18 protein-coding genes are annotated in these 24,291 nt (G+C 68.5%); 6 read left to right on the plus strand and 12 right to left on the minus strand.

Annotation, left to right across the window (positions count from 1 at the left end; translation table 11 throughout):
• Positions 1-83: 83 nt before the first annotated feature.
• From ACIGA3_RS22970 to ACIGA3_RS22990, 5 genes are read right to left on the minus strand one after another with little or no spacing between them, the layout of a single operon-like run.
• Complete coding sequence (locus ACIGA3_RS22970; protein ID WP_399718684.1) at positions 84-1,157, minus strand: ABC transporter ATP-binding protein; 1,074 nt, start codon at positions 1,155-1,157, stop codon at positions 84-86.
• Positions 1,141-2,124, minus strand: coding sequence for an ABC transporter ATP-binding protein (locus ACIGA3_RS22975; RefSeq protein WP_399718687.1), 984 nt, complete (start codon positions 2,122-2,124; stop codon positions 1,141-1,143). The genes ACIGA3_RS22970 and ACIGA3_RS22975 overlap by 17 nt, the downstream gene beginning before the upstream one ends.
• An 8-nt stretch (positions 2,125-2,132) precedes the next feature.
• The gene (locus tag ACIGA3_RS22980; RefSeq protein ID WP_399718690.1) at positions 2,133-3,116 is read right to left on the minus strand and encodes an ABC transporter permease; all 984 of its coding nucleotides are present in this window, start codon (positions 3,114-3,116) and stop codon (positions 2,133-2,135) included.
• Positions 3,109-4,032, minus strand: a complete 924-nt coding sequence (locus tag ACIGA3_RS22985; protein WP_399718692.1) for an ABC transporter permease — start codon at positions 4,030-4,032, stop codon at positions 3,109-3,111. The genes ACIGA3_RS22980 and ACIGA3_RS22985 overlap by 8 nt, the downstream gene beginning before the upstream one ends.
• 6 nt (positions 4,033-4,038) lie before the next feature.
• Entirely contained in the window at positions 4,039-5,661 is a 1,623-nt protein-coding gene (locus ACIGA3_RS22990) for an ABC transporter substrate-binding protein (RefSeq protein ID WP_399718695.1), read from the minus strand.
• 473 nt (positions 5,662-6,134) lie between these two features.
• On the opposite strand from ACIGA3_RS22990, the gene ACIGA3_RS22995 reads away from it, so the two are divergent.
• From ACIGA3_RS22995 to ACIGA3_RS23020, 6 genes are all read left to right on the plus strand, one after another.
• On the plus strand, positions 6,135-7,163 hold the full coding sequence (locus ACIGA3_RS22995) for an ABC transporter permease (protein WP_399718697.1): 1,029 nt from the start codon (positions 6,135-6,137) through the stop codon (positions 7,161-7,163).
• A gap of 82 nt (positions 7,164-7,245) precedes the next feature.
• Positions 7,246-9,003, plus strand: coding sequence for an ABC transporter substrate-binding protein (locus ACIGA3_RS23000; RefSeq protein ID WP_399718700.1), 1,758 nt, complete (start codon positions 7,246-7,248; stop codon positions 9,001-9,003).
• A gap of 94 nt (positions 9,004-9,097) precedes the next feature.
• The gene (locus ACIGA3_RS23005; RefSeq protein WP_399718702.1) at positions 9,098-10,078 is read left to right on the plus strand and encodes an ABC transporter permease; all 981 of its coding nucleotides are present in this window, start codon (positions 9,098-9,100) and stop codon (positions 10,076-10,078) included.
• A gap of 49 nt (positions 10,079-10,127) precedes the next feature.
• Positions 10,128-11,165 (plus strand): ABC transporter ATP-binding protein, encoded by a 1,038-nt coding sequence (locus tag ACIGA3_RS23010; RefSeq protein WP_399718704.1) that lies wholly within the window; start codon positions 10,128-10,130, stop codon positions 11,163-11,165.
• A gap of 26 nt (positions 11,166-11,191) precedes the next feature.
• Positions 11,192-12,235 carry an ABC transporter ATP-binding protein gene (locus tag ACIGA3_RS23015; RefSeq protein WP_399718706.1) on the plus strand — a complete coding sequence of 348 codons (1,044 nt, stop codon included), beginning with the start codon at positions 11,192-11,194 and terminating at the stop codon, positions 12,233-12,235.
• A 189-nt stretch (positions 12,236-12,424) separates the two neighbouring features.
• Positions 12,425-13,162 carry a class I SAM-dependent methyltransferase gene (locus ACIGA3_RS23020; protein WP_399718708.1) on the plus strand — a complete coding sequence of 246 codons (738 nt, stop codon included), beginning with the start codon at positions 12,425-12,427 and terminating at the stop codon, positions 13,160-13,162.
• A gap of 26 nt (positions 13,163-13,188) precedes the next feature.
• Here ACIGA3_RS23020 and ACIGA3_RS23025 read toward each other — a convergent pair whose 3' ends face one another.
• The 7 genes from ACIGA3_RS23025 to ACIGA3_RS23055 form a co-directional block, all read right to left on the minus strand.
• Complete coding sequence (locus ACIGA3_RS23025; protein ID WP_399718711.1) at positions 13,189-14,313, minus strand: ABC transporter ATP-binding protein; 1,125 nt, start codon at positions 14,311-14,313, stop codon at positions 13,189-13,191.
• A 20-nt stretch (positions 14,314-14,333) separates the two neighbouring features.
• A complete protein-coding gene (locus tag ACIGA3_RS23030) occupies positions 14,334-15,392 on the minus strand; it encodes an ABC transporter ATP-binding protein (RefSeq protein WP_399718713.1) in 1,059 nt (352 codons plus the stop codon).
• A 10-nt stretch (positions 15,393-15,402) separates the two neighbouring features.
• Positions 15,403-16,383, minus strand: a complete 981-nt coding sequence (locus ACIGA3_RS23035; RefSeq protein ID WP_399718715.1) for an ABC transporter permease — start codon at positions 16,381-16,383, stop codon at positions 15,403-15,405.
• An 89-nt stretch (positions 16,384-16,472) separates the two neighbouring features.
• On the minus strand, positions 16,473-18,284 hold the full coding sequence (locus ACIGA3_RS23040; protein WP_399718717.1) for an ABC transporter substrate-binding protein: 1,812 nt from the start codon (positions 18,282-18,284) through the stop codon (positions 16,473-16,475).
• Between the two features lie 117 nt (positions 18,285-18,401).
• The gene (locus ACIGA3_RS23045; protein ID WP_399718719.1) at positions 18,402-19,436 is read right to left on the minus strand and encodes an ABC transporter permease; all 1,035 of its coding nucleotides are present in this window, start codon (positions 19,434-19,436) and stop codon (positions 18,402-18,404) included.
• 574 nt (positions 19,437-20,010) lie between these two features.
• Entirely contained in the window at positions 20,011-21,918 is a 1,908-nt protein-coding gene (gene typA / locus ACIGA3_RS23050) for a translational GTPase TypA (RefSeq protein WP_399718722.1), read from the minus strand.
• Positions 21,919-22,065: 147 nt separating this feature from the next.
• Positions 22,066-24,243 (minus strand): ABC transporter family substrate-binding protein, encoded by a 2,178-nt coding sequence (locus ACIGA3_RS23055; RefSeq protein WP_399718725.1) that lies wholly within the window; start codon positions 24,241-24,243, stop codon positions 22,066-22,068.
• Positions 24,244-24,291: the final 48 nt, after the last annotated feature.

Raw genomic sequence — 24,291 nt, forward strand, 5'->3', positions numbered from 1 at the left:
CGAAGTCGCTCCGATATAAGCACCCGCGAGTCTGATCCGCGTACGGCCGTGCGGGTGCCGTGAACGGGCCGGGATACGCCATGTCATCCCGGCCCGTTGCCGTGCCCCCCGTGCCCCTCCATGGCCCCCGGCACCACCCGCCGCTCCGCCGCGAACAGACACGCCGACGGATGCGCGCCCGGCCCCCCGGCCCCCCGGAACTCCTCCGGCACCGCCAGCGCCGGCACCTCCTTCGCACACCGCTCCTCCGCCTTCCAGCACCGGGTACGGAACCGGCACCCGGAGGGGATCGCGGTCGGCGAGGGCACATCACCGCTCAGGATGATCCGCTCCCGGTGCGCACGCGCCTCCGGATCGGGCACCGGCACCGCCGACAGCAGCGCCTGGGTGTACGGGTGCGTGGGGTGCTCGTAGATCTCCGCGTCCGTCCCGGTCTCCACGATCCGGCCGAGGTACATCACCGCGACCCGGTCCGCGATGTGCCGCACGATCGACAGGTCGTGCGCGATGAACACGTAGGACAATCCGAACTCCGCCTGGAGCCGCTCCAGCAGGTTGATCACCTGCGCCTGCACCGACACGTCCAGCGCGGACACCGGCTCGTCCGCGACGATCACCTCGGGGCGCAGCGCCAGCGCCCGCGCGATGCCGATCCGCTGCCGCTGGCCGCCGGAGAACTGGTGCGGGTAGCGGCCCAGGAACTCCGGGTTGAGCCCCACCACGTCCAGCAACTCCTGCACCCGGCGCCGCCGTTCGCCCTTGGGAGCCACCTCGGGGTGGATCTCGTAGGGCTCCCCGATGATGTCCCCCACGGTCATCCGGGGGTTGAGCGAGGTGTACGGGTCCTGGAACACCATCTGGATGTTCCGGCGGACCTCCTTCAGCCGGCGCCCGGACGCGCCCGTGATGTCCTCGCCCCGGAACCGGATCTCGCCCTCGGTGGGCCGCTCCAGATGGCAGAGCAGCTTGGCCACCGTGGACTTGCCGCATCCCGACTCGCCCACGATGCCGAGGGTCTCGCCCCGGCCGAGGGTGAAGTCGACGCCGTCGACGGCCTTCACCGAGCCGATCTGTTTGCGCAGGACGATGCCCCGGGTGAGCGGGTAGTGCTTGACCAGGCCGCGGGCTTCCAGGACGGGTTCAGCCATCGAGGCCATCGAGGCACTCCCTCCAGAAGTGACAGGCGCTCGCCCGGTCCGGGCCCGCCTGATACAGCGGGGGCTCGTCCGTGCGGCAGACGTCCCGTGCCATCGCGCAGCGCGGATGGAAGGCGCAGCCGGACGGGATGTGGGTCAGGCTGGGCGGCAGGCCCTTGATGGCGTACAGCTCGCGGCCCTTGTGGTCGAGGCGGGGGATGGAGTCGAGCAGGCCGCGCGTGTAGGGGTGGGCCGGTGCCTTGTAGATGTCGTGCACGGGCGCCGACTCCACGATCCGGCCCGCGTACATCACGGCGATCCGGTCGGCCACGTCCGCGACGACACCGAGGTCATGGGTGATGAGGACGAGCCCCATGTCGTACTCGCGGCGCAGCTCCGCGAGGAGGTCCATCACCTGGGCCTGCACGGTGACGTCGAGGGCGGTGGTGGGTTCGTCGGCGATGACGAGGGCGGGTTCCAGCGCGATCGCCATGGCGATCATGATGCGCTGGCGCATGCCGCCGGAGAACTGGTGCGGGTAGTCCCGCACCCGCTGGGCGGCGCCGGGGATGCGCACCCGGTCCATCAGCTCGACCGCCTTGGTCCGCGCGTCCTTGCGGGACATCCCCCGGTGGACGGTGAACATCTCCCCGAGCTGGTCGCCGACGGAGAGCACGGGGTTGAGGGCGGACAGGGCGTCCTGGAAGATCATCGCCATTCCGGCGCCCCTGATCTTCCGTCGTTCCTCCTCCTTCAGGTTAAGCAGGTCGCGGCCCTGGAAGAGGATCTGACCGCCGGTGATCCGGCCGGGCGGCATGTCGAGGATGCCCATCACGGCCTGCGCGGTGACCGACTTGCCGGACCCGGACTCCCCGAGCACCGCCAGGGTCTCGCCCGCGGCGACCTCGTACGACACCCCGTTGACGGCCTTGGCGATCCCGTCGCGGGTGCGGAACTCCACGTGCAGGTCGCGTACTTCGAGCAGCATGGGCGCCGTCACCTCAGCTTCGGGTCGAGGGCGTCGCGTACCGCGTCGCCGAGCATGATGAAGGCCAGGACGGTGATCGCCAGCGCCCCGGAGGGCCAGAGCAGGGCGTGCGGGGCGTTGCGGATGTAGGGGGAGGCGGCGGAGATGTCGATGCCCCAGGACACGCTGGGCGGCTTCAGGCCGACGCCGAGGTAGGACAGGGTGGCCTCCAGTGAGATGTAGGTGCCGAGCGCGATGGTGGCCACGACGATCACCGGGGCGACGGCGTTGGGCGCGATGTGCCGCAGCAGCAGCCGGGCGGGCGAGGCGCCGAGCGCGCGGGCGGCCTGCACGTAGTCGTTCTGCCGGGCGGTGATGACGGAGCCGCGGGCGATCCGGGAGATCTGCGGCCAGCCGAGCAGCACCATGAACCCGATGACCGGCCAGACGGTGTTGCTGGTGACCACCGACAGCAGCACCAAGCCGCCGAGGACGACCGGGATGGCGAAGAAGACGTCGGTGATCCGGGACAGCACCGCGTCCCAGGCGCCCCCGAAGAACCCCGCGAGCCCGCCGAGCACCGACCCGAGCAGCGCCACCCCGAGCGTGGCGCACACGCCCACGGTGACCGATGTGCGCGCGCCGTACACCGTGCGCGTGTACACGTCGCAGCCCTGGCCGTCGAAGCCGAAGGGGTGGCCGGGCGCGGAGCCGTCCTGGGCCTTGGCGAGGTCGCAGTCGAGGGGGTTGCCCGAGGTGATGGCCGAGGGCCAGACGGAGATGAAGACCAGGAAGACGATCACGAGCGCGGAGAGCAGGAAGACCGGGTTGCGCCTGAGGTCCCGCCAGGCGTCCGACCAGAGCGAGCGCGGCCTGTCCTGCGGGCCGCCGCCCTCCGGTTGGCCGGGCACCCGTTCCAGCGTGGCGGCCTCGCCGGTCGCCAGGTCCATCGCCCCGCCCATGCCGGTCCCGGCGATCGCCCCCCGCGGCTCGTACGACGACGGCTCAGGCATAGCGAATCCTCGGGTCGAGTACCGCGTAGAGCAGGTCCACCAGCAGGTTGGCGGCCAGGAAGACCAGGACCAGCACGGTGACGAAGCCGACCACCGTCTGTGTGTTCTGCCGCAGGATGCCCTGGTAGAGCTGGAAGCCGACGCCGTGGATGTTGAAGATCCGCTCGGTGACGATCGCGCCGCCCATCAGCGCGCCGATGTCGGTGCCGATGAAGGTGACCACGGGGATCAGCGAGGTCCGCAGCAGATGCCGGACGACGACCCGGCGCCGGGGCAGCCCCTTGGCGACGGCGGTACGGACGTAGTCGGAGCGCCGGTTCTCCGCGATGGAGGTACGGGTCAGCCGGGTGACGTAGGCCAGGGAGACCGACGCCAGCACCAGACCCGGCACGATCAGCTCGCCGAACGGCGCCTCCGGGGAGACCGACGGTTTGATCCACCCCCACTCCACGCCCAGCAGCAGTTGGAGCACCAGGCCGGTGACGAAGGTCGGCACGGAGATCACCACGAGGGTGAGCAGCAGCACGCCGGTGTCGACCGGCCGGCCCCGGCTCAGCCCGGTGAGCACGCCGAGGGTGATGCCGACGACCAGCTCGAAGAGGACGGCCACGATGGTCAGCCGGATGGTGACGGGAAAGGCCGCCGCCATCAGCTCGGTGACGGGCTGTCCGTTGAACGCCGTGCCGAAGTCACCGGTGAAGACGTTCCCCATGTAGGTCGCGTACTGCTGCCAGAGCGGCCGGTCGAGGCCGAACTCGCTCTTGAGCTGGGCGGCGGTCGCCGCGTCGCACTGCCGCTCGCCGCACAGGCCGGCGATGGGGTCGCCCATCACGTTGACCATCAGGAAGATCAGCAGGGTGGCCCCGATGAACACCGGCACCATCTGGAGCAGTCGCCGGACGACGTAGCGTCCCATGGCGGGTCAGCTGACCTTGATCTCGTTGTACACCGGCACGCTGAACGGGTTGAGCTGGACGCCGGTGAGCCGCTGGGAGTAGCCCGCGTTGCCGTTCTGGTACCAGAGCGGGATGGCGGCCATGTTGTCCCGGACGACCTCCTCGGCCTGCTGGAAGGTGGAGATGGCCTTGGCCGGGTCGGTCTCGGCGTTGGCCCGGTCCACCAGCTCGTCGAACTCGGAGTTGGACCACTTGCCGTCGTTGGAGGAGGCGCCGGTGAAGTACAGCGGCTGGAGGAAGTTCTGGATGAGCGGGTAGTCCATCTGCCAGCCGGCCCGGAAGGGGCCGCTCATCTTGTGCTGGCCGAGCTGGTTGCGGAAGTCGGCGAAGGTGCCGACCGGGTTGCCGACGCAGGCGTTGTCGTCGCCGAGGGCGTGGTTGACGGAGTTGCAGACCGCGTCGATCCACTCCCGGTGCGAGCCGGTGTCCGCGTTGTAGGTGAGCTTCAGGGTGCCGCCGGGGATGCCCCCGCCCTGCCGGACCAGCCGCTTGGCGGCCGCCGGGTCGTACGCGCAGGCGCGCCCGCACAGGCCCGCCTTGTAGCCGCCGTCGGTGCCGAGGACGGGTGAGGTCCAGTCGGTGGCGGGGGTGCGGGTGCGCTGGAAGATGGTCTTGGTGATCTGGTCCCGGTTGATGGCCATGGAGAGCCCGGTGCGCACCTTCTCCATGCCGGGCCGGTTCCAGCGCTCGTCGTAGTACGGGAAGGCGAGGGTCTGGATGATGCCGGCCGGGGTGTTGATGTACCGCTCGCCGAGATCGGTTCTGACGTTCTTCAGCTGGGCGGCGGGGATGTCGTCGGCGAGGTCGAGGTTGCCGGCCATCAGGTCGGTGTAGGCGGTGTTGTTGTCGGTGTAGACCTTGAGGATCACCCCGTCGTTGAGCGCCTTGTCGGCGCCGGGGTAGCCGTTCCACTTCCGCAGCGCCATCTGGGAGCCCTTGGTGTAGGAGTCGATGGCGTACGGGCCGTTGCCGACCGGGGTCTTCAGCCAGGCGGCGTGGTCGGTGAAGAAGGCGCGGGGCAGCGGGGCGAAGGCGGCGTAGCCGAGGGTGTCGGGGAAGCCGGAGAACTTCTGGTTGAGGGTGACGGTGAAGGTGCGGTCGTCGACGACCTTGAGCCCGGAGAGGGTGTTCGCGTGCTGGCTGCCCATCTCGGGGTGGACCTGGTCGTAGCCGTCGATGTAGCCGAAGAAGTAGGCGTTCTTCTGCTTGTTCTTCAGGCTCGCGCCGTAGTTCCAGGCGTCCGTGAAGGAGCGGGCCGTGACCTTCTCGCCGTTGGAGAAGGTCCAGCCGTCCTTGAGCTTCACGGTGTAGTGGCGGGAGTCGGTGGTCTCGATGGACTGGGCCAGCATGTTCTGGGCCTCGCCGGTCCTCGGGTCGTACCGCTTCAGGCCCCGGAAGACCATGTCGAGCACCTTGCCGCCCTGCACCTCGTTGGTGTTGGCCGGCTCCAGCGGGTTCTGCGGGTCGCCCCAGGAGGAGGTGAGCATCCCGCCGTCCGCGGCGCCGCTCGCTCCCCCGCCGCAGCCGGTGGCGGCGAGCGCCAGCGCGGCGGCGCCGGCGAACCATCGGGCGTGCCTGATTCCGCGCATGCGTGCCTCCTCAGCGATCACCTCACCGTTACCGGTCAATATCGGTCGGTACGGCGCATCCCGCATGCCCGGCGCCCGATTGCCTCGCCTTTCGAGGGACACGTCAGCCATATGCAGGCAGGTCCGGCATGGGCTCGGGTGACCTTGCGGACAAGACGCAATGGATCACCGCGCAACGTTGCCGAAACGTTGGATCGTGACGCGCCGGTGTACGCATTTCGACACCTCACCGTCCGCATATCGAACCCATTGGCCGATTGGCCCGAATAGTCCGAGGAGAAGCACGGATTGATTACGGTCGCGCTACACGCGTAGCTACGGATGCGTCAAGCAGAGGTAAAGAAGGTAAATAGAAGACCAAGTCGACCGAGAATTTATTGACCTTGAATGAATTGCGTTGAAAAAGTCCGGCGTAGCCCGTAGGGGAAGCGCCCTGCGGAGTCCTCAGACCCTCCCTCGGGCCAGGAGCACCAATGACCACCCCCACTCCATCGGCGGCTGCCCCGCTTGAGGTGACCGACGAGCCCGTCGAGAAGTCGGGTACTCCGGACGCCCCCAAGGGCAGCGAGAGCCGATCCCCCGGACGGCTCGCCTGGAAGCGCTTCAAGCGCGACCGCACCGGCGTCGTCTCCGCCTTCGTCGTCGCGTTCTTCTTCCTGATCGCCATAGCGGCGCCGCTCATAGCGAAGCTGTACGGCAAGGACCCGTACACCACCTACGCGAGCGAGCGGCCCGAGCTGCTGGACGCGTTCGCCTACCCCGTGGGCCCCAACGGCGGCATGAGCTCCGAGTTCTGGTTCGGCATCGAGCCCCAGCTCGGGCGCGACGTCTTCACCTTCCTGCTCTACGGCATCCGGACCTCGCTGGGCATCGCCCTCGCCGCCACGATCCTCACCACGGTCATCGGTGTCGTCGTCGGCGTCACGGCGGGCTACCTGGGCGGCAAGACCGACTACCTCGTCGGCCGGATCATCGACATCGTGCTGTCGTTCCCCTCGACGCTGTTCTTCATCGCCTTCATGCCGGTGGTCTACGGCATCTTCATCGCCGCCGACGACAACGTGCCCACCTGGCTGGTGGCGATGTCGCTGATCATCGTGCTGTCGGCGTTCGGCTGGGCGTCCATCGCGCGCCTCCTGCGCGGTCAGGTGCTGGGCCTGCGTGAGCGGGAGTTCGTCGAGGCGGCCAAGGTCACGGGAGCCTCCCCCCGGCGCATCGTCTTCAAGGAGCTGCTGCCCAACCTGTGGACGCCGATCCTCATCCAGTCCACGCTGATGCTCCCGGCCTATGTGACCGCGGAAGCCGGACTCGCCTTCCTCGGCGTCGGCATCACCGACCCGACCCCGGACTGGGGCGTCATGATCGGCCGCGGTGCCTCGTTCTACTCCCAGGACATCACCTTCATGCTCTTCCCGGGCATCTCCATGGTGCTCTTCGTCCTCGCCTTCAACTTGCTCGGTGACTCCGTGCGTGACGCTCTCGACCCGAAGTCGAAGCGGTAGCAGATCAGCTTCACCCGGCCCGGTTCGCAGACGTCCGGCTGGTTCCGATCGTCCGAAACTGACACTCACAGGCAGGCTCAGCATGGCTTTTTCTCGTAGGAACTTCCTGATCGCCACCGGTGTGGCCGCGGCCTCCACCAGCGTGCTGACCGCCTGCGGCAGCAGCGACAACAAGGGCTCCGGCCCCCAGGTCCCGTCCGTGAGCAAGGGCAAGACCATGAACATCCCGGTCGGCACCAAGGCCGACTCGACGGGTCCTGCCCCCGAGGTTCCGGGCGCGGTCAAGGGCGGGACGATCTACTCGCTCGACCAGTTCGACATGGACCACATGGACCCGGCCCAGATCTACGTCTCGACCGAGTCCGCCATCACGGTCCCGATCATGCGTGGTCTGACCGGCTACCGGATCGACGACAAGGGCGGCTGCACCCTCGTGGGTGACGCGGCCACGGACGCCGGCACCATGAAGGACGGCGGCCGCACCTGGTCCTTCACGCTCAAGGACGGCATCAAGTGGGAGGACGGTTCCGACCTCTCCATGGACGACGTCCGCCACACCTTCGAGCGCCTCTTCGCCTCCTTCATCGCCGAGGGTCCGCGCTACGTCCAGCAGTGGCTGGTGGGCGGCGACAAGTACAAGGGTCCCTACGACGGCAAGAAGCTCGACTCGATCGAGATCTCCGGCAAGACGGTCACCTTCCGCCTCACCGAGCCCCGCGCCGACTTCAACTACACGCTGGCCATGCGCGGCTTCTCCCTGGTGTCGAAGAAGAAGGACACCAAGGAGAAGTACGACAAGCGCCCGTTCTCCTGCGGCCCGTACCGCATCGAGAACCGCAGCATCGGCAAGTCGATGACCTACGTGCGCAACGAGCACTGGGACCCGAAGACGGACTCGATCCGCAACAACTACCCGGACAAGTACGTCTTCCAGTACGGCTTCCAGCCGGTCTCCTCGACCGACCGCTTCATGTCGGACCGCGGCAACGACCAGTACGCGATGTCGATCTTCAACGAGGTCGCCGCCGAGCGCGTCGCCCAGGTGCTGACCGACGCCAAGCTCAAGGAACGCGTCCTCACCGCGGTCGACACGGTCACCTACTACTGGCCGATCAACACCACCCGCATCAAGGACGTCAAGGTCCGCCAGGCCATCAACTGGGCGTGGCCGCACCAGCAGCTCCAGACCATCCGCGGCGGCCGCGCCACCAGCGAGATAGCCACCACCGTCCTCAGCCCGGTCACCCCCGGCTACCAGGACTTCGACCTCTACGGCGCGGAGAAGAAGCCCGGCGGCGACCCGGCCAAGGCCAAGGCGCTGCTGAAGGAGGCCGGCAAGGTCGGCCAGAAGTTGGTCATCGCCTTCCAGCAGTCGGACAACGCGGTGAAGCAGGCCGTCGCCATCAAGAACGCGCTCGAGGCGGCGGGCTTCGTGGTCGTCAACAAGCAGATCGACAAGTCGACCTTCTACACGCAGATCGGCAAGATCGACAACGACTACGACCTCTTCGCCGCCGGCTGGAGCCCGGACTGGCCGAACGGCTACTCCGTCTTCTACCCCTGCTGGAGCGGCAAGAACATCGGTGACGGCCGCAGCAACTACGCGCAGCTGAACGACCCGAGCGTGAACAAGGCGATCGACGCCGCCTCCAAGATCGCGGACGTCGAGGCCGCCAACAAGGCGTGGGGCGCCGTCGACCGCCAGATCATGGAGCTGGCCGCCGTCATCCCGGACTACCACTCCATCCGCAACTGGATGCACGGGTCCAAGGTCGGAAACGTCATCTACGACTCGGGCAACACCTGCGTCGCGCTCTGCAAGCTGTACGCCAAGAAGTAAGCGCGCACGACCCATCGGGGGCGGTCACGACCGGGCCGCCCCCTCCGGCCCCCCTCACCCCGGCGACGGCGCCCCGTCCGGAAAGTCACGCCCCATGCTCCGCTTCCTCGTCCGCCGAGTCTTCGGCGCGCTGGCGATTCTGTTGATCATCAGCGCCGTCACCTTCTGGCTCTTCTACGCCATCCCGCGTGACCCCGCCACGATGTCGTGCGGCAAGAACTGCACGCCCGACATGCTCGCGCAGGTGCGGCACAACCTGGGCATCGACCACCCGGTCCCGGTGCAGTACTGGTACTGGATCAAGGGCATCTTCGTCGGGCGCAGCTACGGCGACTTCGGCGACTGCAGCGCCCCGTGCCTCGGGTACTCCTTCGCCAACCGCGAGCCCGTGCTCGGCACGATCCTGGACCGGCTGCCGCTGACGCTCTCGCTGGCCTTCGGCTCGGCCGTCGTCTTCCTGGTCTTCGGTATCGGCGCGGGCATGATCGCCGCCGTGAAGCAGGGCAAGTGGCAGGACAAGCTGGCCAGTTCGGCCTCGCTGATCGCCTCCTCGCTCCAGATCTACTTCGTCGGCTACATCGCGATGTACTTCCTCGTCGCCAAGCTCGACGTCCTGGACAACCCGTCCTACACGCCGCTCACCGAGAACCCCGCCGCGTGGGCCTCGGGCCTGCTGCTGCCGTGGCTGGTGCTGGCGCTGATCTGGACCGCGAACTACACCCGTATGACGCGCTCGCAGCTGGTGGAGACGCTCAGCGAGGACTACGTCCGCACCGCCCGCGCCAAGGGCCTCTCCGCCCGCAACGTGTTCTTCCGGTTCGCCTGGCGCGGCGCGATGGGCCCGATCGTCACCATCTTCGGCATCGACCTGGCCACCCTCATCGGCGGCGCGATGATCACCGAGTACACCTTCAGCCTCCAGGGCGTGGGCCGGCTCGCGGTGGACTCGGTGGAGAAGAGCGACCTCCCCATGCTCATGGGTGTCACCCTGCTGTCGGCCGGCGCGATCGTCGTCTTCAACATCGTCGTCGACGCGATCTACGGCATGATCGACCCGCGCATCCGGCTCGCCTGACCTCCGTCCGTCCCCCTACCCCCCTCGCATCACCCCCAGGAGCGTCCCCGTGACGAGCACCCATCAGCAGCCGTTCCTCTCCGTCAAGGACCTCAGGGTCCACTTCTCCACCGAGGACGGCATGGTCAAGGCCGTGGACGGACTCAGCTTCGACCTGGCCAAGGGCCAGACGCTCGGCATCGTGGGCGAGTCGGGTTCCGGCAAGTCCGTCACCAACCTGACGATCCTGGGCCTGCACGACCGCGACCACACCTCGATCGAGGGCCAGATCCTGCTGGACGGCGAGGAACTGCTCGGCGCCCCGGACCGCACGCTGGAGAAGCTCCGCGGCAACAAGATGGCGATGATCTTCCAGGACGCCCTGGCCTCGCTGTCGCCGTACCACACCATCGGCACCCAGATCGGCGAGGTCTACCGCAAGCACACCGGCGCCTCCAAGAAGGCGGCGCGGGAGCGGGCGATCGAGATGCTGCGCCGGGTCGGCATCCCGCAGCCGGACCGGCGGGTGGACAACTACCCGCACGAGTTCTCCGGCGGTATGCGCCAGCGCGCGATGATCGCCATGGCCCTGGTCTGCGACCCGAAGCTGCTGATCGCGGACGAGCCGACCACCGCGCTGGACGTCACCGTGCAGGCCCAGATCATGGACCTGCTCAAGGACCTCCAGCAGGAGTTCGGCACCTCGATCATCTTCATCACCCACGACCTGGGCGTCATCGCGGACATCGCCGACGACGTGCTGGTGATGTACGGCGGCCGCTGCGTGGAGCGCGGCCCCAAGGAGGAGGTGCTGCGCACCCCGCAGCACCCCTACACCTGGGGCCTGCTCGGTTCCATGCCCAGCCTGGACGGCCCGGTCGACGTGCCGCTCAACCCGATTCCGGGCTCCCCGCCCTCGCTGCTGAACCCGCCCTCCGGCTGCCGCTTCCACCCGCGCTGCGCCTTCGCCGCCGAGGTCGAGGGCAACCGGTGCGCCACCGAGCGCCCGCCGCTCCAGATCGAGGACGGCCGCGGCAACGCCTGCCACCTTTCCGACGGCCAGCGCCGTGAGTTCCTCGCCGGCCTTGCCGCCAGCAAGGCCATCTGACGTACACGAGACGGGATTTCACCACCATGAGCAGCAACACTCCCCTCCTGGACGTCTCCGGGCTGACCAAACACTTCCCGATCAAGGGCGGCTTCCCGATCCGGCGCACCGTCGGCGCGGTCCAGGCCGTGGACGGGCTGGACTTCCAGGTGGCCGAGGGCGAGAGCCTGGGCCTGGTCGGCGAGTCCGGCTGCGGCAAGTCGACCACCGGCCGGCTGATCACCCGGCTGATGGAGCCGACCGCGGGCCGGATCGCGTACCGGGGCAACGACATCACGCACGCCGGCCGCAAGGAGCTGGCGCCGATCCGCTCCGAGATCCAGATGATCTTCCAGGACCCGTACGCCTCGCTGAACCCGCGGCACACGGTCGGAAAGATCATCGCCGGGCCGATGGAGATCAACGGCATCGAGCCGCCCGGCGGCCGCGAGAAGCGCGTACGCGAGCTGCTGGAGATCGTGGGTCTCAACCCCGAGCACTTCAACCGCTTCCCGCACGAGTTCTCCGGCGGCCAGCGGCAGCGCATCGGGGTCGCCCGCGCGCTCGCCCTGAACCCGAAGCTGATCGTGGCCGACGAACCGGTCTCCGCGCTGGACGTCTCCATCCAGGCCCAGGTCGTCAACCTGCTCCAGAAGGTGCAGCGGGAACTCGGCATCGCCTTCGTGTTCATCGCGCACGACCTGGCCATCGTCCGGCACTTCTCGCAGCGCGTCGCGGTGATGTACCTCGGCAAGATCGTGGAGATCGGCGACCGCGACGACCTCTACAACAACCCGCGCCACCCGTACACCCGCGCCCTGCTCTCCGCCGTCCCGGAGGCCACGGTGGACGAGACCCCGCGCGAGCGCATCCGGCTCGTCGGCGACGTGCCCTCCCCCATCGACCCGCCCTCCGGCTGCCGCTTCCGCACCCGGTGCTGGAAGGCGACGGAGAAGTGCGCGACCGAGGCCCCGCCGCTCGCGGAGGCCGAGGGCAACAAGCCCGGCCACCTCACGGCTTGCCACTACCCGGAGTCACAGGAGATCATTCCGGTCGCAAGCCTCTCCAAGACCCCCCAGGAAGCGGTCTGACACACCCCTTTACCGTCGACCGCCGCCTGCGGAACGGACTTTCACCGGCCCATTGACCCGAGCCCTGAACGTCCTGTTCCAGGGGACCGAAGGCCCGCGTCCACCCCGACGCGGGCCTTCCTCTCATCCCTGGCCGGAACCTTTCCCCGGCGCCCACGCGCGTACCGGCGACCGTGTGACACTGCCACGGTGACAACCCACCCGTTCAACGACCTCTCGCTCGCGGCGTTCTACGACACCCTCAACCCCTGGGGTCCGGGCGACGACTTCCACCTCGGCCTGATCCGGACAGCCGACTCCGTGCTGGACATCGGCTGCGGTACCGGGCAGCTGCTGCGCCGGGCCCGCGCCGAGGGGCATCCGGGACGGCTGACCGGACTCGACCCGGCCGCCGCGATGCTGGTCCAGGCCCGTAGGGGCACCCCGGACATCGAGTGGGTGCTCGGGGACACCCGGAGCGAGCGGTGGACGGGCGAGTTCGCGCTCGCGGTGATGACCGGGCACGCCTTCCAGCAGCTCGTCCTGGACGAGGAGATCCGGCAGTGCCTGGACGCCGTACGGGAGGCCCTGGCCGAGGGCGGCCGCTTCGTCTTCGAGACCCGCAACCCCGGGGCCCGCGCCTGGGAGCGCTGGACCCCGGACCGGGTGCACACCATCACCGGCCCCGACGGCGCCGAGATCCGGGTCCACCACGAGGTGACGCACGGCCCGGCGGACGGTGTGGTCGGCTTCTCCGAGACCTTCGAGTGCGAGAGCTGGCCGGCCCCGAGGACCGGCCACAACACCCTCCGCTTCCTCGGCACCGGCGAACTGGACCGCTTCCTCACCGAGGCCGGGCTGCGTGCCGTGGCCCGCTACGGCGACTGGGACCGAAGGCCGCTCACGCCTGACTCCCCGGAGATCATCACCATCGCCGAGGCGGCCTGATCCGGAAGAGAGGCCCGAGACACCCCCTAGTCCTTGGAGATGTCCTCCTCCAAAGCCACCAGCGCCGGGTCCAGGATGATGTCCTCGTCGCGGGCCTCGATCGTCGGCTCCTCGGGGAAGTGGCAGGCGGTCAGATGACCGGCTCGGTTCCCCGCGAGCTGGACCAGCGGCGGTTCCTCCGTCGCGCACTTGTCCTGCGCCTTCCAGCAGCGGGTGCGGAAGCGGCAGCCGGAGGGCGGGTCGATCGGGGAGGGCACGTCACCGGCCAGCCGGATGCGCTCACGCGCCGGGGCGTCCTCGCCCGCCACACTCACCTCGGGCACGGCGGAGAGCAGGGCGTGGGTGTAGGGGTGCCGGGGCCGGGTGTAGATGGAGTCGCGGTCACCTACCTCGATGATCTTGCCGAGGTACATCACCGCCACCCGCTGCGAGAAGTGCCGGACGATCGCCAGGTCGTGCGCGATGAACAGGAACGCGATACCCAGCTCCCGCTGCACCTTCTGCAGCAGGTTGACCACCTGGGCCTGGATGGAGACGTCCAGCGCGGAGACCGGCTCGTCCGCCACGATCAGCTTGGGCTCCAGCGCGAGCGCCCGCGCCACCCCGATGCGCTGCCGCTGACCGCCGGAGAACTCGTGCGGGAAGCGGTTGAAGTGCTCGGGGTTGAGACCCACGATCTCCAGCAGCTCGCGTACGCGCTTCTCGCGGCCGCCGGGCGGCTCGATGCCGTTGATCTCCATCGGCCCGGCGATGATCTTTCCGACCGTCTGGCGGGGATTGAGGGAGGAGTACGGGTCCTGGAAGATCATCTGGATCTCGGACCGGATCGGCGCCAGCTCCCGGCGCGAGGCATGGCTGATGTCCTTGCCCCGGTAGGAGATCGTGCCCGCGGTCGGCTCCATCAGCCGGGTGATCAGCCGGCCCGTGGTCGACTTGCCGCAGCCCGACTCACCGACCAGCCCGAAGCTCTCGCCCACCCGCACCGACAGGTCGATGCCGTCCACCGCCTGGACCGCGCCGACGGTCCGCCGGATCGGGAAGCCTCCCTTGACCGGGAAGTGCTTGGTCAGACCGGCGACTTCCAGCAGCGGTTCGCCACCCGCCTCGGCGCCCTCGTCCCGAGGAGCGGGCAGGAGCAGGTCCTTCGTCATGACGGTTTCTCCTTTACGCCCTAGCCCAGCCGGGGCTTGATCTCGTCCACGAAAATGTCCCGCTTCTGCGCCGGGGTCAGATGACACGCCGACTCCCCCTCGCCGAGCAACGGGCGCTCGGTCACGCACCGGTTGCCCTCGACCCGGTCCCGGAACAGGCAGCGGGGATGGAAACGGCATCCCGAGGGTGGGTTGAGCAGGGAGGGCGGGGCGCCCGGAATGGGGGTGAGCGCGATGGACGGGTCGGAGTTGAGCCGCGGCATCGAGTTCAACAGGCCCCAGGTGTAGGGGTGTTCGGGCGCGTGCAGCACGGTGTCGACCGAGCCGCGTTCCACCGCGCTGCCCGCGTACATCACCATGATGTCGTCGGCCATGTCCGCGATCACCCCCAGGTCGTGGGTGATGAAGATGATGCCCGAACCGAACTCCTGCTGCAGGTCCTTGAGCAGATCCAGGATCTGCGCCTGGACCGTCACGTCCAGCGCGGTGGTCGGCTCGTCCGCGATCAGCAGGTCCGGGTCGCAGATCAGGGCCATGGCGATCATCGCGCGCTGGCGCATACCGCCGGAGAACTGGTGCGGGTAATCGCCCGCCCGGGCCTTGGGGTTGGGGATGCCGACCTTGCCCAGCATCTCCACCGCGCGGTTCCACGCCTCCCGCTTGGAGGCGCCGGTGTGCTTCATGTACGGCTCGGCGATCTGCCGGCCGACCGTGTAATAGGGGGAGAGCGCGGTCAGCGGGTCCTGGAAGATCATGGCGACCTTGTTGCCGCGCAGCTTCTCCAGCTCCGACTCCCGCGCGGTCGTCAACTCCTGCCCCTCCAGCAGGATCTCGCCCTCGACGGTGGTGAACATCGGGTTGTGCAGGCCGAGGACGGTCAGGTTGGTGACCGACTTCCCCGACCCCGACTCCCCCACGATGCCGAGCGTCCTGCCGCGTTCCAGGTCGAAGGAGAGCCCGTCCACGGCTCGTACGATGCCGTCCTCGGTCTTGAAGCTGACGTGCAGATCGCGCACGGACAGCAGCGGACCGTCGCCCGCCGGGGCCGGAACACCGGCCTCCTTGGTCAAAGTGGTCACGACAGTGCTCCTAGGACAGCCGCACGCGCGGGTCGATGAAGGCGTACGCGGCGTCGACGACGATGTTGAAGAGCAGGATCATGGCGGCGGCGAACAGCATCACGCCGAGCAGCAGCGGCAGATCGCTGAAGTACACGGACTGCACGGACAGTTGGCCGAGGCCAGGCAGACCGAAGGTCCACTCGGTGATGATGGCGCCGCCGAGCAGGGAGCCGAGGTCGATGCCGAAGATGGTGACGATCGGGATCAGCGAGCCGCGCCAGGCGTAGCGGAAGAAGACGTACCGCCGGGACATGCCCTTGGCGCGGGCGGTGCGGACGTGGTCCTCCTGGAGCTGCTCGATCATCGAGGAGCGCGCCATACGGGTGTACTGCGCCGCGAAGATGGTGGAGAGGATCACCCAGGGGATGATCAGCCCCGTGAACCAGCTGATGGGGTTGGCGGTGAAGTCGTTGTAGGCGGGCTTGGCGAACCAGTGGGTCTGGTAGACGAGGAGCGCCAGGGCCAGCGGGCCGAGGAAGTAGATCTGCATCCCGCTGATGACCATCGCGCCGGCCGTGGCCAGCTTGTCGACCATGGTGCCGCGCCGCCAGGCGGCCAGCAGACCGGCGCCGATACCGAGGACGAGGAAGAACACCGCGCTGCCGATGGTCAGCGAGACGGTGGTGGGCAGCCGGTCGATCAGGGTGCCCCAGACCTGCTCGTTGGTGTGGTACGAGTAGCCGAAACAGGGCGCCGGGCACGGCCCCTGGGCGAAGCTGTCGCTGCCCATGGCGAGGTTGTGCAGGAAGATCAGGTACTGCTCGGGGATGGACTTGTCGAGGCCGAGCACATGGTGGATGTTCTCGATGGCCTCGGCGTTGCAGGTCTTGCCGCACATCAGCAGCGCCGGGTCGCGGGGCACCCCGAAGAACAGGACGAACGTGACGATGCTCAGCAGGAAGAGGATGACGACGGCACCGAGGGTCCGGCGGACGAGGAAGCGCAGCATGACAGGGGCAGCTCTCTGACGTCGGCGGTCCGGGGCCCGGCGCCCGGCGCACCCCGAGCGGGGCGCGCCGGATGCCGGGCGGGAGGCGGTTACTTGATGAAGAGGCGACGCGGGTCGACGCCGCTGAGCACGTCGTCGTAGACGAGTCCGCCGACCTTGGAACCGGCGATCTGGGTCTGCTTGTAGTACGCGGTCGGGACGACGTTGACGACGTCCTTCACGATGTACTGGTCGAGCTTCTCCCACTCGGACGCGGCCTTCGCCGGGTCGGTGATCTTGCCGATCCGGTCGATCTCGCTGTTGATCTTCGGGTCGTTGATCTGCGAGTAGTTCTGCGCGCCCTCGGCGATCACGCGGCCGTCGTACAGCGGCGGGATCACGGTCGAGGCGGACGGCCAGTCGGCACCCCACGCGGTGTGGAAGATGTCGTAGTTGTTGTCCAGCTTGGAGACCTGGTCGTAGAAGGTCTCGGCCGGGATCTCCTGCCGCTGGACGTCGAAGCCGGCCTTCTTCAGGCCCGCCGCCATGGCCGTGGAGTACTGCTGGCCCTCGGGGGTGTTGATGTAGCCGAAGGTCAGCTTCATGTTGAGCTTGCCGGCCTTCTTCAGCAGCTCCTTGGCCTTGGCCGCGTCACCGGCGGGCTTCTTCTTCTTGCCCCACGGGTCGAAGGCCGCGTCGTAGCCGGAGACGGTCGGGGAGATGAGACCGCCCGCGACCTCCATGGCGTCGGTGCCGCCGTAGGCACGGACGAACGGCGTGACCGGCAGGGCGTAGGCGATGGCCTCGCGGACCGTCTTGTCCTGCATGGGCTTGTGGCTCATGTTGATGTTCATCTGGCCGACGAACGACTGGTAGCCGGAGACCGTGCGGGACTTCAGCTTGGAGTCCTTGAGCACCGAGGACAGGTTGCCCGCGTCGACCTGGTTGTTGAAGCTGATGCCCGCCTGGTCCGCGCCGCCGTCGGCGAGCAGGGCCTTGGTGGACGCCTCGTACTGCTGGTTGAAGCTGAAGTTGAACCGGTCGATGTACTGGTGGCGGATCGGGTCCGTCTTCGGGTCCCAGTTGGTGTTCTTCACCAGCACCATCGACTTGCCGGACTTGAACGACTCGACCTTGTACGGGCCGGCCGACACGGGCGCCTTGTCGTAGCGCTCCTTGGTGTCGCCCTTCTGGGAGACGACTCCGTAGCCCGCCATGGCCAGCGCGTACGGCAGGTCGGCGTGCGGGGTCTTGAAGTGGAAGACGATCGTCTTGTCGTCCGGCGTCTCGAGCACCGAGCCGGGCAGGTGCTTGCCCTTGTACGGGCCGTCCTTGAGCAGCTTGCGGTAGGTAGCGCCCGGCGCGTCGGCCAGCCACTGCTGGAGGAAGGTCGGGCCCTGGTTGATGAAGGGCGCGAAGAGGCGCTCGACGGTGTGCCGGATGTCCTTGGACGTGATCGGCGTGCCGTCCTGGAACTTGATGCCGTCCTTGAGCGTGTACTTCCAGGTCTTGCCGCCGTCGGTGGTGGTGCCCGAGTCGGTGGCGAGGTCGCCGACGACCTCGTGCTTGCTGCCGTCGTCGCTGGTCGCCTTGTACCCGGTCAGCCCGCGGTGCAGCAGGGTGGCCAGCGAACCCTCGTCGGAGACGTAGATCTGCGCCGGGTCGAGGTGCGCGTAGCTGTCGCGCTGGAGCACTTCCAGGGTGCCGCCGGGCTTGGCCCCGGGCACCTCGGCGGCCGGTCCGGTGGACGCCTTCGCGTCACCGAACTCGATCAGCGCCTGCTGGCGCTGGGCGTTCTGCTGCTGCTTCTTGTCGTCGTCGCCGCCCTTGTCGCTGCCGCCCTTGCTGCAACCGGTGAGCACAAGCGCTCCGGCCGCTAGCACGGAGAGTGCGCCGTATGCGTGGCGTCCGCCCCTACTCATCACGAGGTTCCCACCCATCTCTGTGTCACCAGTGCGTTCTGTGTCACCAGTGCGGAGAAACTGCTGGTAGTGCTGTGCGTGAGGTGCTGTCGTGCTGTCGTACTGTGAAACGACCGGTCAGCGTGCGGTCTTGGGGTCGAACGCGTCCCTGACCGAATCCCCGAGCAGGTTGAACGCCACGATGAAAATGATCATCGAGATGCCGGGGAAGAACATGTAGGTGATGTCGTTCTGCATCACCAGCTCCGTGGACGCCTTGGAGAACATCTGTCCCCAGTCCGGCGTCGGTTCGACGATGCCCACGCCCAGGAAGGACAGTCCCGCCTCGGCGGTGACGAAGGCGGGGAGCAGGTAGGTCGCCTGCACCAGCAGCGGGGTGACCACGTTCGGCAGGATCTCCTTGCGGATGATCCGCCACGGCGAGGCCCCGCTGACCCTGGCCGCCTCGATGAACTCCCGCTCGCGCAGGGCGAGCGAGGTGCCGCGCAGGATACGGGCGAGACTCATCCAGCCGAGGAACCACTGGACGATGATCAGCGCGAGCACCCGGACGTAGGTGGGGGTCTCGTCGCGGGGGCTGACGAACAGCGAGACGACGACCGGCATGCTGGCGATGAAGAAGAGCTGCGCCGGGAAGGCGAGCAGGAAGTCGATGACCCGGCCGATGAAGAAGTCGGTGCGCCCGCCCAGGTATCCGGCCGCGACCCCGAGCAGGATGCCGGTGAGGACGACGGTCACGGTGACCGCGAGCGAGATCATCAGCGAGGTGCGGATGCCGTAGAGGAGCTTGGTGAAGACGTCGTAGCCGTTGCCGGGTTCGAGCCCGAACCAGAACTCGCCGCTGATCCCGCCGTTGGGCTGGACCGGGACGCCCGCACTGTCGAACAGCTCGGGACGCTCGTCCGCGTACACCGTGTACGGGTCCTTGCCGTACACCTTGGAGATCAGCGGGGCGAGCAGCCCGATCAGGAAGAAGAAGAGCACGACGCAGGCCGAGATCACGCCGGTGCGGTCACGCTTGAAGCGCGTCCACATCAGCCGGCCGGGAGAACGGCCTTCGAGCTGGACGGTCTCGGCCTTCGTCAGCGGCCCTGGTTCGCCGTCGACGACGACCGAAGTCCCGCCGCCCTCGATGTCGATAGGACTTGTCACGGTTCGTCCGTTTCACAGATATGAGTGCGGGAGGTTCCGGGAATGCTGGACAGCGCGAAACCGCAGCCGGACGCGCGTAGTTCTACGGCCGGATCACACCGCTGGAAGCGACGAACAGCTCCACCTGGCGCCTGTGACACCACGCATGGGGGTTCCTCCTCATGACTCCACGTGTTCACCAACAGGAGAGGGTTCCCGTCTTCCTCCCGACACCCCTGACGGAAGGTCAGACACCCCCTGGTGCTCGCGAGTCGGCACTGTCCCCACAGTGCGAGACCCATTGACCCGAGCGCTACGCGGCTAACTATCTGCCATGAGCCAAGTGGCGACCACTGTCTTTAAATCTCAATTCAGTCACGGCTGACGGGCGGAACTTCCAAAAACCGGACAAACAACTCCCCTACTGAAGGCCGCGAAACGGACGTGTTACATGGCTATCGGTCCGGGATCTCCGCGTTCCGGACACCGAGGGGACCGAAGCCGGGGAAAAACCGGTTGCGAAAAAGCCCGGCCGCCCCCGAGATGGGGACGGCCGGGCTCAACTACCCGGCGCTCAGGCCGGATTGTTCAGACGTCAGTTGTGCTTGGCACGGCTCGCGGTGCGGCCGCGCTCCTTCTGGTCGAGGACGACCTTGCGGATGCGAACGGCCTCCGGGGTCACCTCGACACACTCGTCGTCGCGGCAGAACTCCAGCGACTGCTCCAGGGAGAGCTTGCGCGGCGGGACGATCGCCTCGAACGAGTCGGCCGACGAGGACCGCATGTTCGTGAGCTTCTTCTCCTTGGTGATGTTCACGTCCATGTCGTCGGAGCGCGAGTTCTCGCCGACGATCATGCCCTCGTACACCTCGGTGCCGGGCTCGGTGAACAGCACGCCGCGCTCCTGGAGGTTCGTCATCGCGAACGCGGTGACGGCGCCGGAGCGGTCGGCGACGAGCGAGCCGTTGTTACGGGTCGTCAGGGTGCCGAACCACGGCTCGTGGCCCTCGTGGATGGAGTGGGCGATGCCCGTGCCGCGCGTACCGGTCAGGAACTCCGTACGGAAGCCGATGAGGCCGCGGGACGGGACGACGAACTCCAGACGGACCCAGCCGGAGCCGTGGTTCGACATGTTGTCCATCCGGCCCTTGCGGACGCCCATGAGCTGCGTGACCGCGCCCATGTGCTCCTCGGGGACGTCGATCGTCATGCGCTCGACGGGCTCGTAGGTCTTGCCGTCGATCTGCTGGGTGACGACCTGCGGCTTGCCGATGGTCAGCTCGAAGCCCTCGCGGCGCATCTGCTCGACCAGGATGGCGAGCGCCAGCTCACCACGGCCCTGGACCTCCCACGCGTCCGGGCGCTCGGTGTCGAGCACACGGAGGGAGACGTTACCGATCAGCTCGCGGTCGAGGCGGTCCTTGACCTGGCGGGCGGTGACCTTGCGGTCCTTGACCGCGGACTTGGCGTCCGCGCCCTTGCCCGTGCCACCGCGGCCGACCAGCGGCGAGGTGTTGGTACCGATGGTCATGGAGATCGCGGGCTCGTCGACCGTGATCAGCGGCAGCGCGACCGGGTTCTCGGGGTCGGCGAGGGTCTCACCGATCATGATCTCCGGGATACCGGCGACGGCGCAGATGTCACCGGGGCCGGCGACCTCGGCCGGCTTGCGGGTGAGCGCCTCGGTCATCATCAGCTCGGTGATGCGGACGTTCTGCACCGTGCCGTCGCGCTTGATCCAGGCGACCGTCTGGCCCTTGCGCAGCTCGCCCTGCTCGACGCGCAGCAGCGCGATACGGCCGAGGAAGTTGTCGGCGTCCAGGTTGGTGACGTGCGCCTGGAGCGGGGCGGCCTCGTCGTAGGTCGGGGCCGGGACGTGCTCCAGGATCGTGGAGAAGAACGGCTCCAGGCTGGTGGAGTCGGCGGGAACGGTCCCGTCCTCCGGCTTGGTCAGCGAGGCGACGCCGTCACGGCCGCACGCGTAGACGATCGGGAACTCGATCTGCTCCTCGTCCGCGTCCAGGTCGAGGAAGAGGTCGTAGGTCTCGTTGACGACCTCGTCGATGCGCGAGTCCGGGCGGTCCGTCTTGTTGATGCACAGGATGACGGGCAGGCGCTGCTGGAGCGCCTTGCGCAGCACGAAGCGGGTCTGCGGGAGCGGGCCCTCGGAGGCGTCGACGAGCAGGACGACCGCGTCGACCATCGACAGACCGCGCTCGACCTCGCCACCGAAGTCGGCGTGGCCGGGGGTGTCGATGATGTTGATCGTGATCGGGTCCCCGCCGTCCTTGGGGTGATACTTCACCGCCGTGTTCTTGGCGAGGATCGTGATGCCCTTCTCACGCTCCAGGTCGTTCGAGTCCATCATGCGGTCGTCGACGGAGTCGAGCTGATGGGCGGCGAACGCGCCGGCCTGCTTCAGCATGCCGTCGACGATGGTGGTCTTGCCATGGTCGACGTGGGCGACGATGGCGACGTTGCGGATGTCGTGGCGCGTGGCCATATTGCGGCGTACTCCCGGAGTGTGCGGACTGCCCTGCGCGGGATTCTGCTGCGCGGGACCTGCCGGGCTGGACACGCCACGGCCTCACCCCATGGTACGTGGCCCTGCGGGGGACGGCCTCCGCAGGGCCACGGGGCCCGCTTCCGGTCAGCTCCTGGACGGGCTCGGCGCGGCCTTCGCGCCCTTCTTCAGGAAGCCCATGTCCTCGTAGACGGGGGTCTGGAAGCCGAAGGCGCCCGCGTTGACCAGGGTCTTTCGGACGCCGACCAGCTGGGGGCGCTGGTAGAGCGGGATGGAGCCGGCGGCCGCCCAGATGCGGGTGTCGGCCTTGCGGATCAGGTCGCGCGACTCGTCCTCGTCCAGCGTCGAGGCGGCCTGGTCGAAGAGCTGGTCCACCTGGTCGGTGCCGACCCTGGTGTAGTTCTGCTCGACGTTCACCGAGCCGTCGGCGGCGGGCGCGGGCTTGGCGAAGATCGGGCGGGCGTCGGTGGCCGGGAAGGCGGAGGCGGGCCAGGAGTACAGGGCGAGGTCGAAGTCGCCGGCCGCGATGTGGTCCTTGAAGTAGCTCTCGTCCGGGACCTTGACGACGGTCGTGCGGATGCCGACCTTCTCCAGCATCGCGGAGATCCGCCCGGCGACGGTGTTCAGGGTCTCCGAGCCCGCACCGGTGGGAAGCACGAAGCGGAGGTTGAGCGCCTGGCCGTCCTTGGCGAGCGGGCCGTTGACCGCGCCCGCGGGGGCGGCGGTGCCCTTGGGTGCGTACGCGCCGGGGGCGCCGCCCTGGCCGGAGTACTGCTTGCCGTCCTGGGCGAGGTGGCGGCCACTGCCGTCGCCGTGCTCGTTCTTGTCGTCGCTCTCGCCGTCGTGGTTCTTGTCGTCCTCGCCGACGATGTACTCGCCGTCCTTGCCGCCCTCGGACTGCTCGTCCTCGTCCTTGGCGCTCTCGGGGCCGGCGGCCTTGTCGGCCTTCTTCTCCGCCTTGACCGGGCCGCCCGCCACCCAGCCCGCGTCGGCGAGCAGGGCCTGCGCCTCCTTGGTGTCCTGGCCGCCGAGGGCGCCGCTGTTGTCGGCATAGGCCGCCTGACCGGACAGCGCGAGGTGGCTGCCGACCGGCTCGGCGGGCAGGCCGAGCGGGGTGAGTACCAGCTTGGCCAGCTCCTTGCGGTCCAGCGCGCGGGCCACGGCCCGGCGCACCCGCTCGTCGGCGAGCAGCCCGCCGGCGCCGTTCAGGGCGAGCTGGGTGTAGGCGGGCTCCAGCGACTTGCGCACGTCGAAGGAGCGCAGCGCCTCCTGCTCCTCCAGGTACCGGGTGATGGCCTTGCGCAGCTTCTTCTGGCCCGCGTGCGCCACCTTCTCCGACTCCAGGCCGTGGGCGAGCGCCCAGGAGCGGAGCTTCTTGGCGGAGGTCTTGCCACCGCCCACGAGCGGGCTGCCGGCGCCCGTGCCGCCGGTCGCGGCGCCGATCCGCCCGGCCTCGGCCGCGTCGATGTCGGCGACGTCCACGGTCCCGTCGGCGAGCGCGGTGGCCCGGTTCTCGCGCGGGACGGTGTGCAGCACGAGCTTGTCGAGCTTGGCGGGCTGCCCCCACCAGCGCGGGTTGCGGGTGAGGACGACGTCCTTGGCGGCGGTGTCGACCTTGTCCACCCGGAAGGGGCCCGCGGTGGTCTTGAGCTTGCGCCGGGCGCCGTCGTTGAAGGCGTCCGGGGTGCCCATGACGTCCTTCGGGTACAGCGGGGAGAACAGCGACTTCCAGTCGGCGTACGGACGGGAGAAGGTGACCCGGACCTGGAGGTCGCTGGCGCCGCGCTCGATCTTGGCGATGCGGTCGTACCCGGCGTTGCGGGCGGTCCAGTAGGCGCTGTCCTTGCCGGACAGGGCGCGCCACTGGGCGACGAAGTCGGCGGCGCCGATCTCGCGGCCGTCGCTCCAGACGGCCTGCTGGTTCAGCTTGTACAGCACCACCTGGCGCGGCTCGGTCTCGATGACCTTGGCGGACTCCAGGTAGGCGGGGTTCACCGCCGGGCGGCCGTTCGCGTCGGGCTGGAACATCGAGGGGAGCACGGCCTGGGCGACCCGGGTGGTGCCCGCGTCGGCGTCGGCCTGGTAGGCGTTCAGGGTCTCCGGCAGCGCGTCCACGGCCCACTTGACGGTGCCGCCCTCGGCGACCTTGTCCCGGGTGACCTGGGCGATGTCCTGTCCGGCCAGCGGGCGGCTGGCCTTCTCGTCCGAGCCGCACCCGGTGAGGAGGGGCACCGCGAGGGCGCCCGCGGTGAGGAAGGCGGTCGCGCGCAGGACCGCACGTGAGCCGACGCCGTCGTGGGACATCTCTGCTACCTCCGGAAAGCCGCGGACGTGTTGATCACTTTTGGCGGT

Source organism: Streptomyces sp. NPDC085596, assembly GCF_044541565.1.
GTDB lineage: Bacteria > Actinomycetota > Actinomycetes > Streptomycetales > Streptomycetaceae > Streptomyces.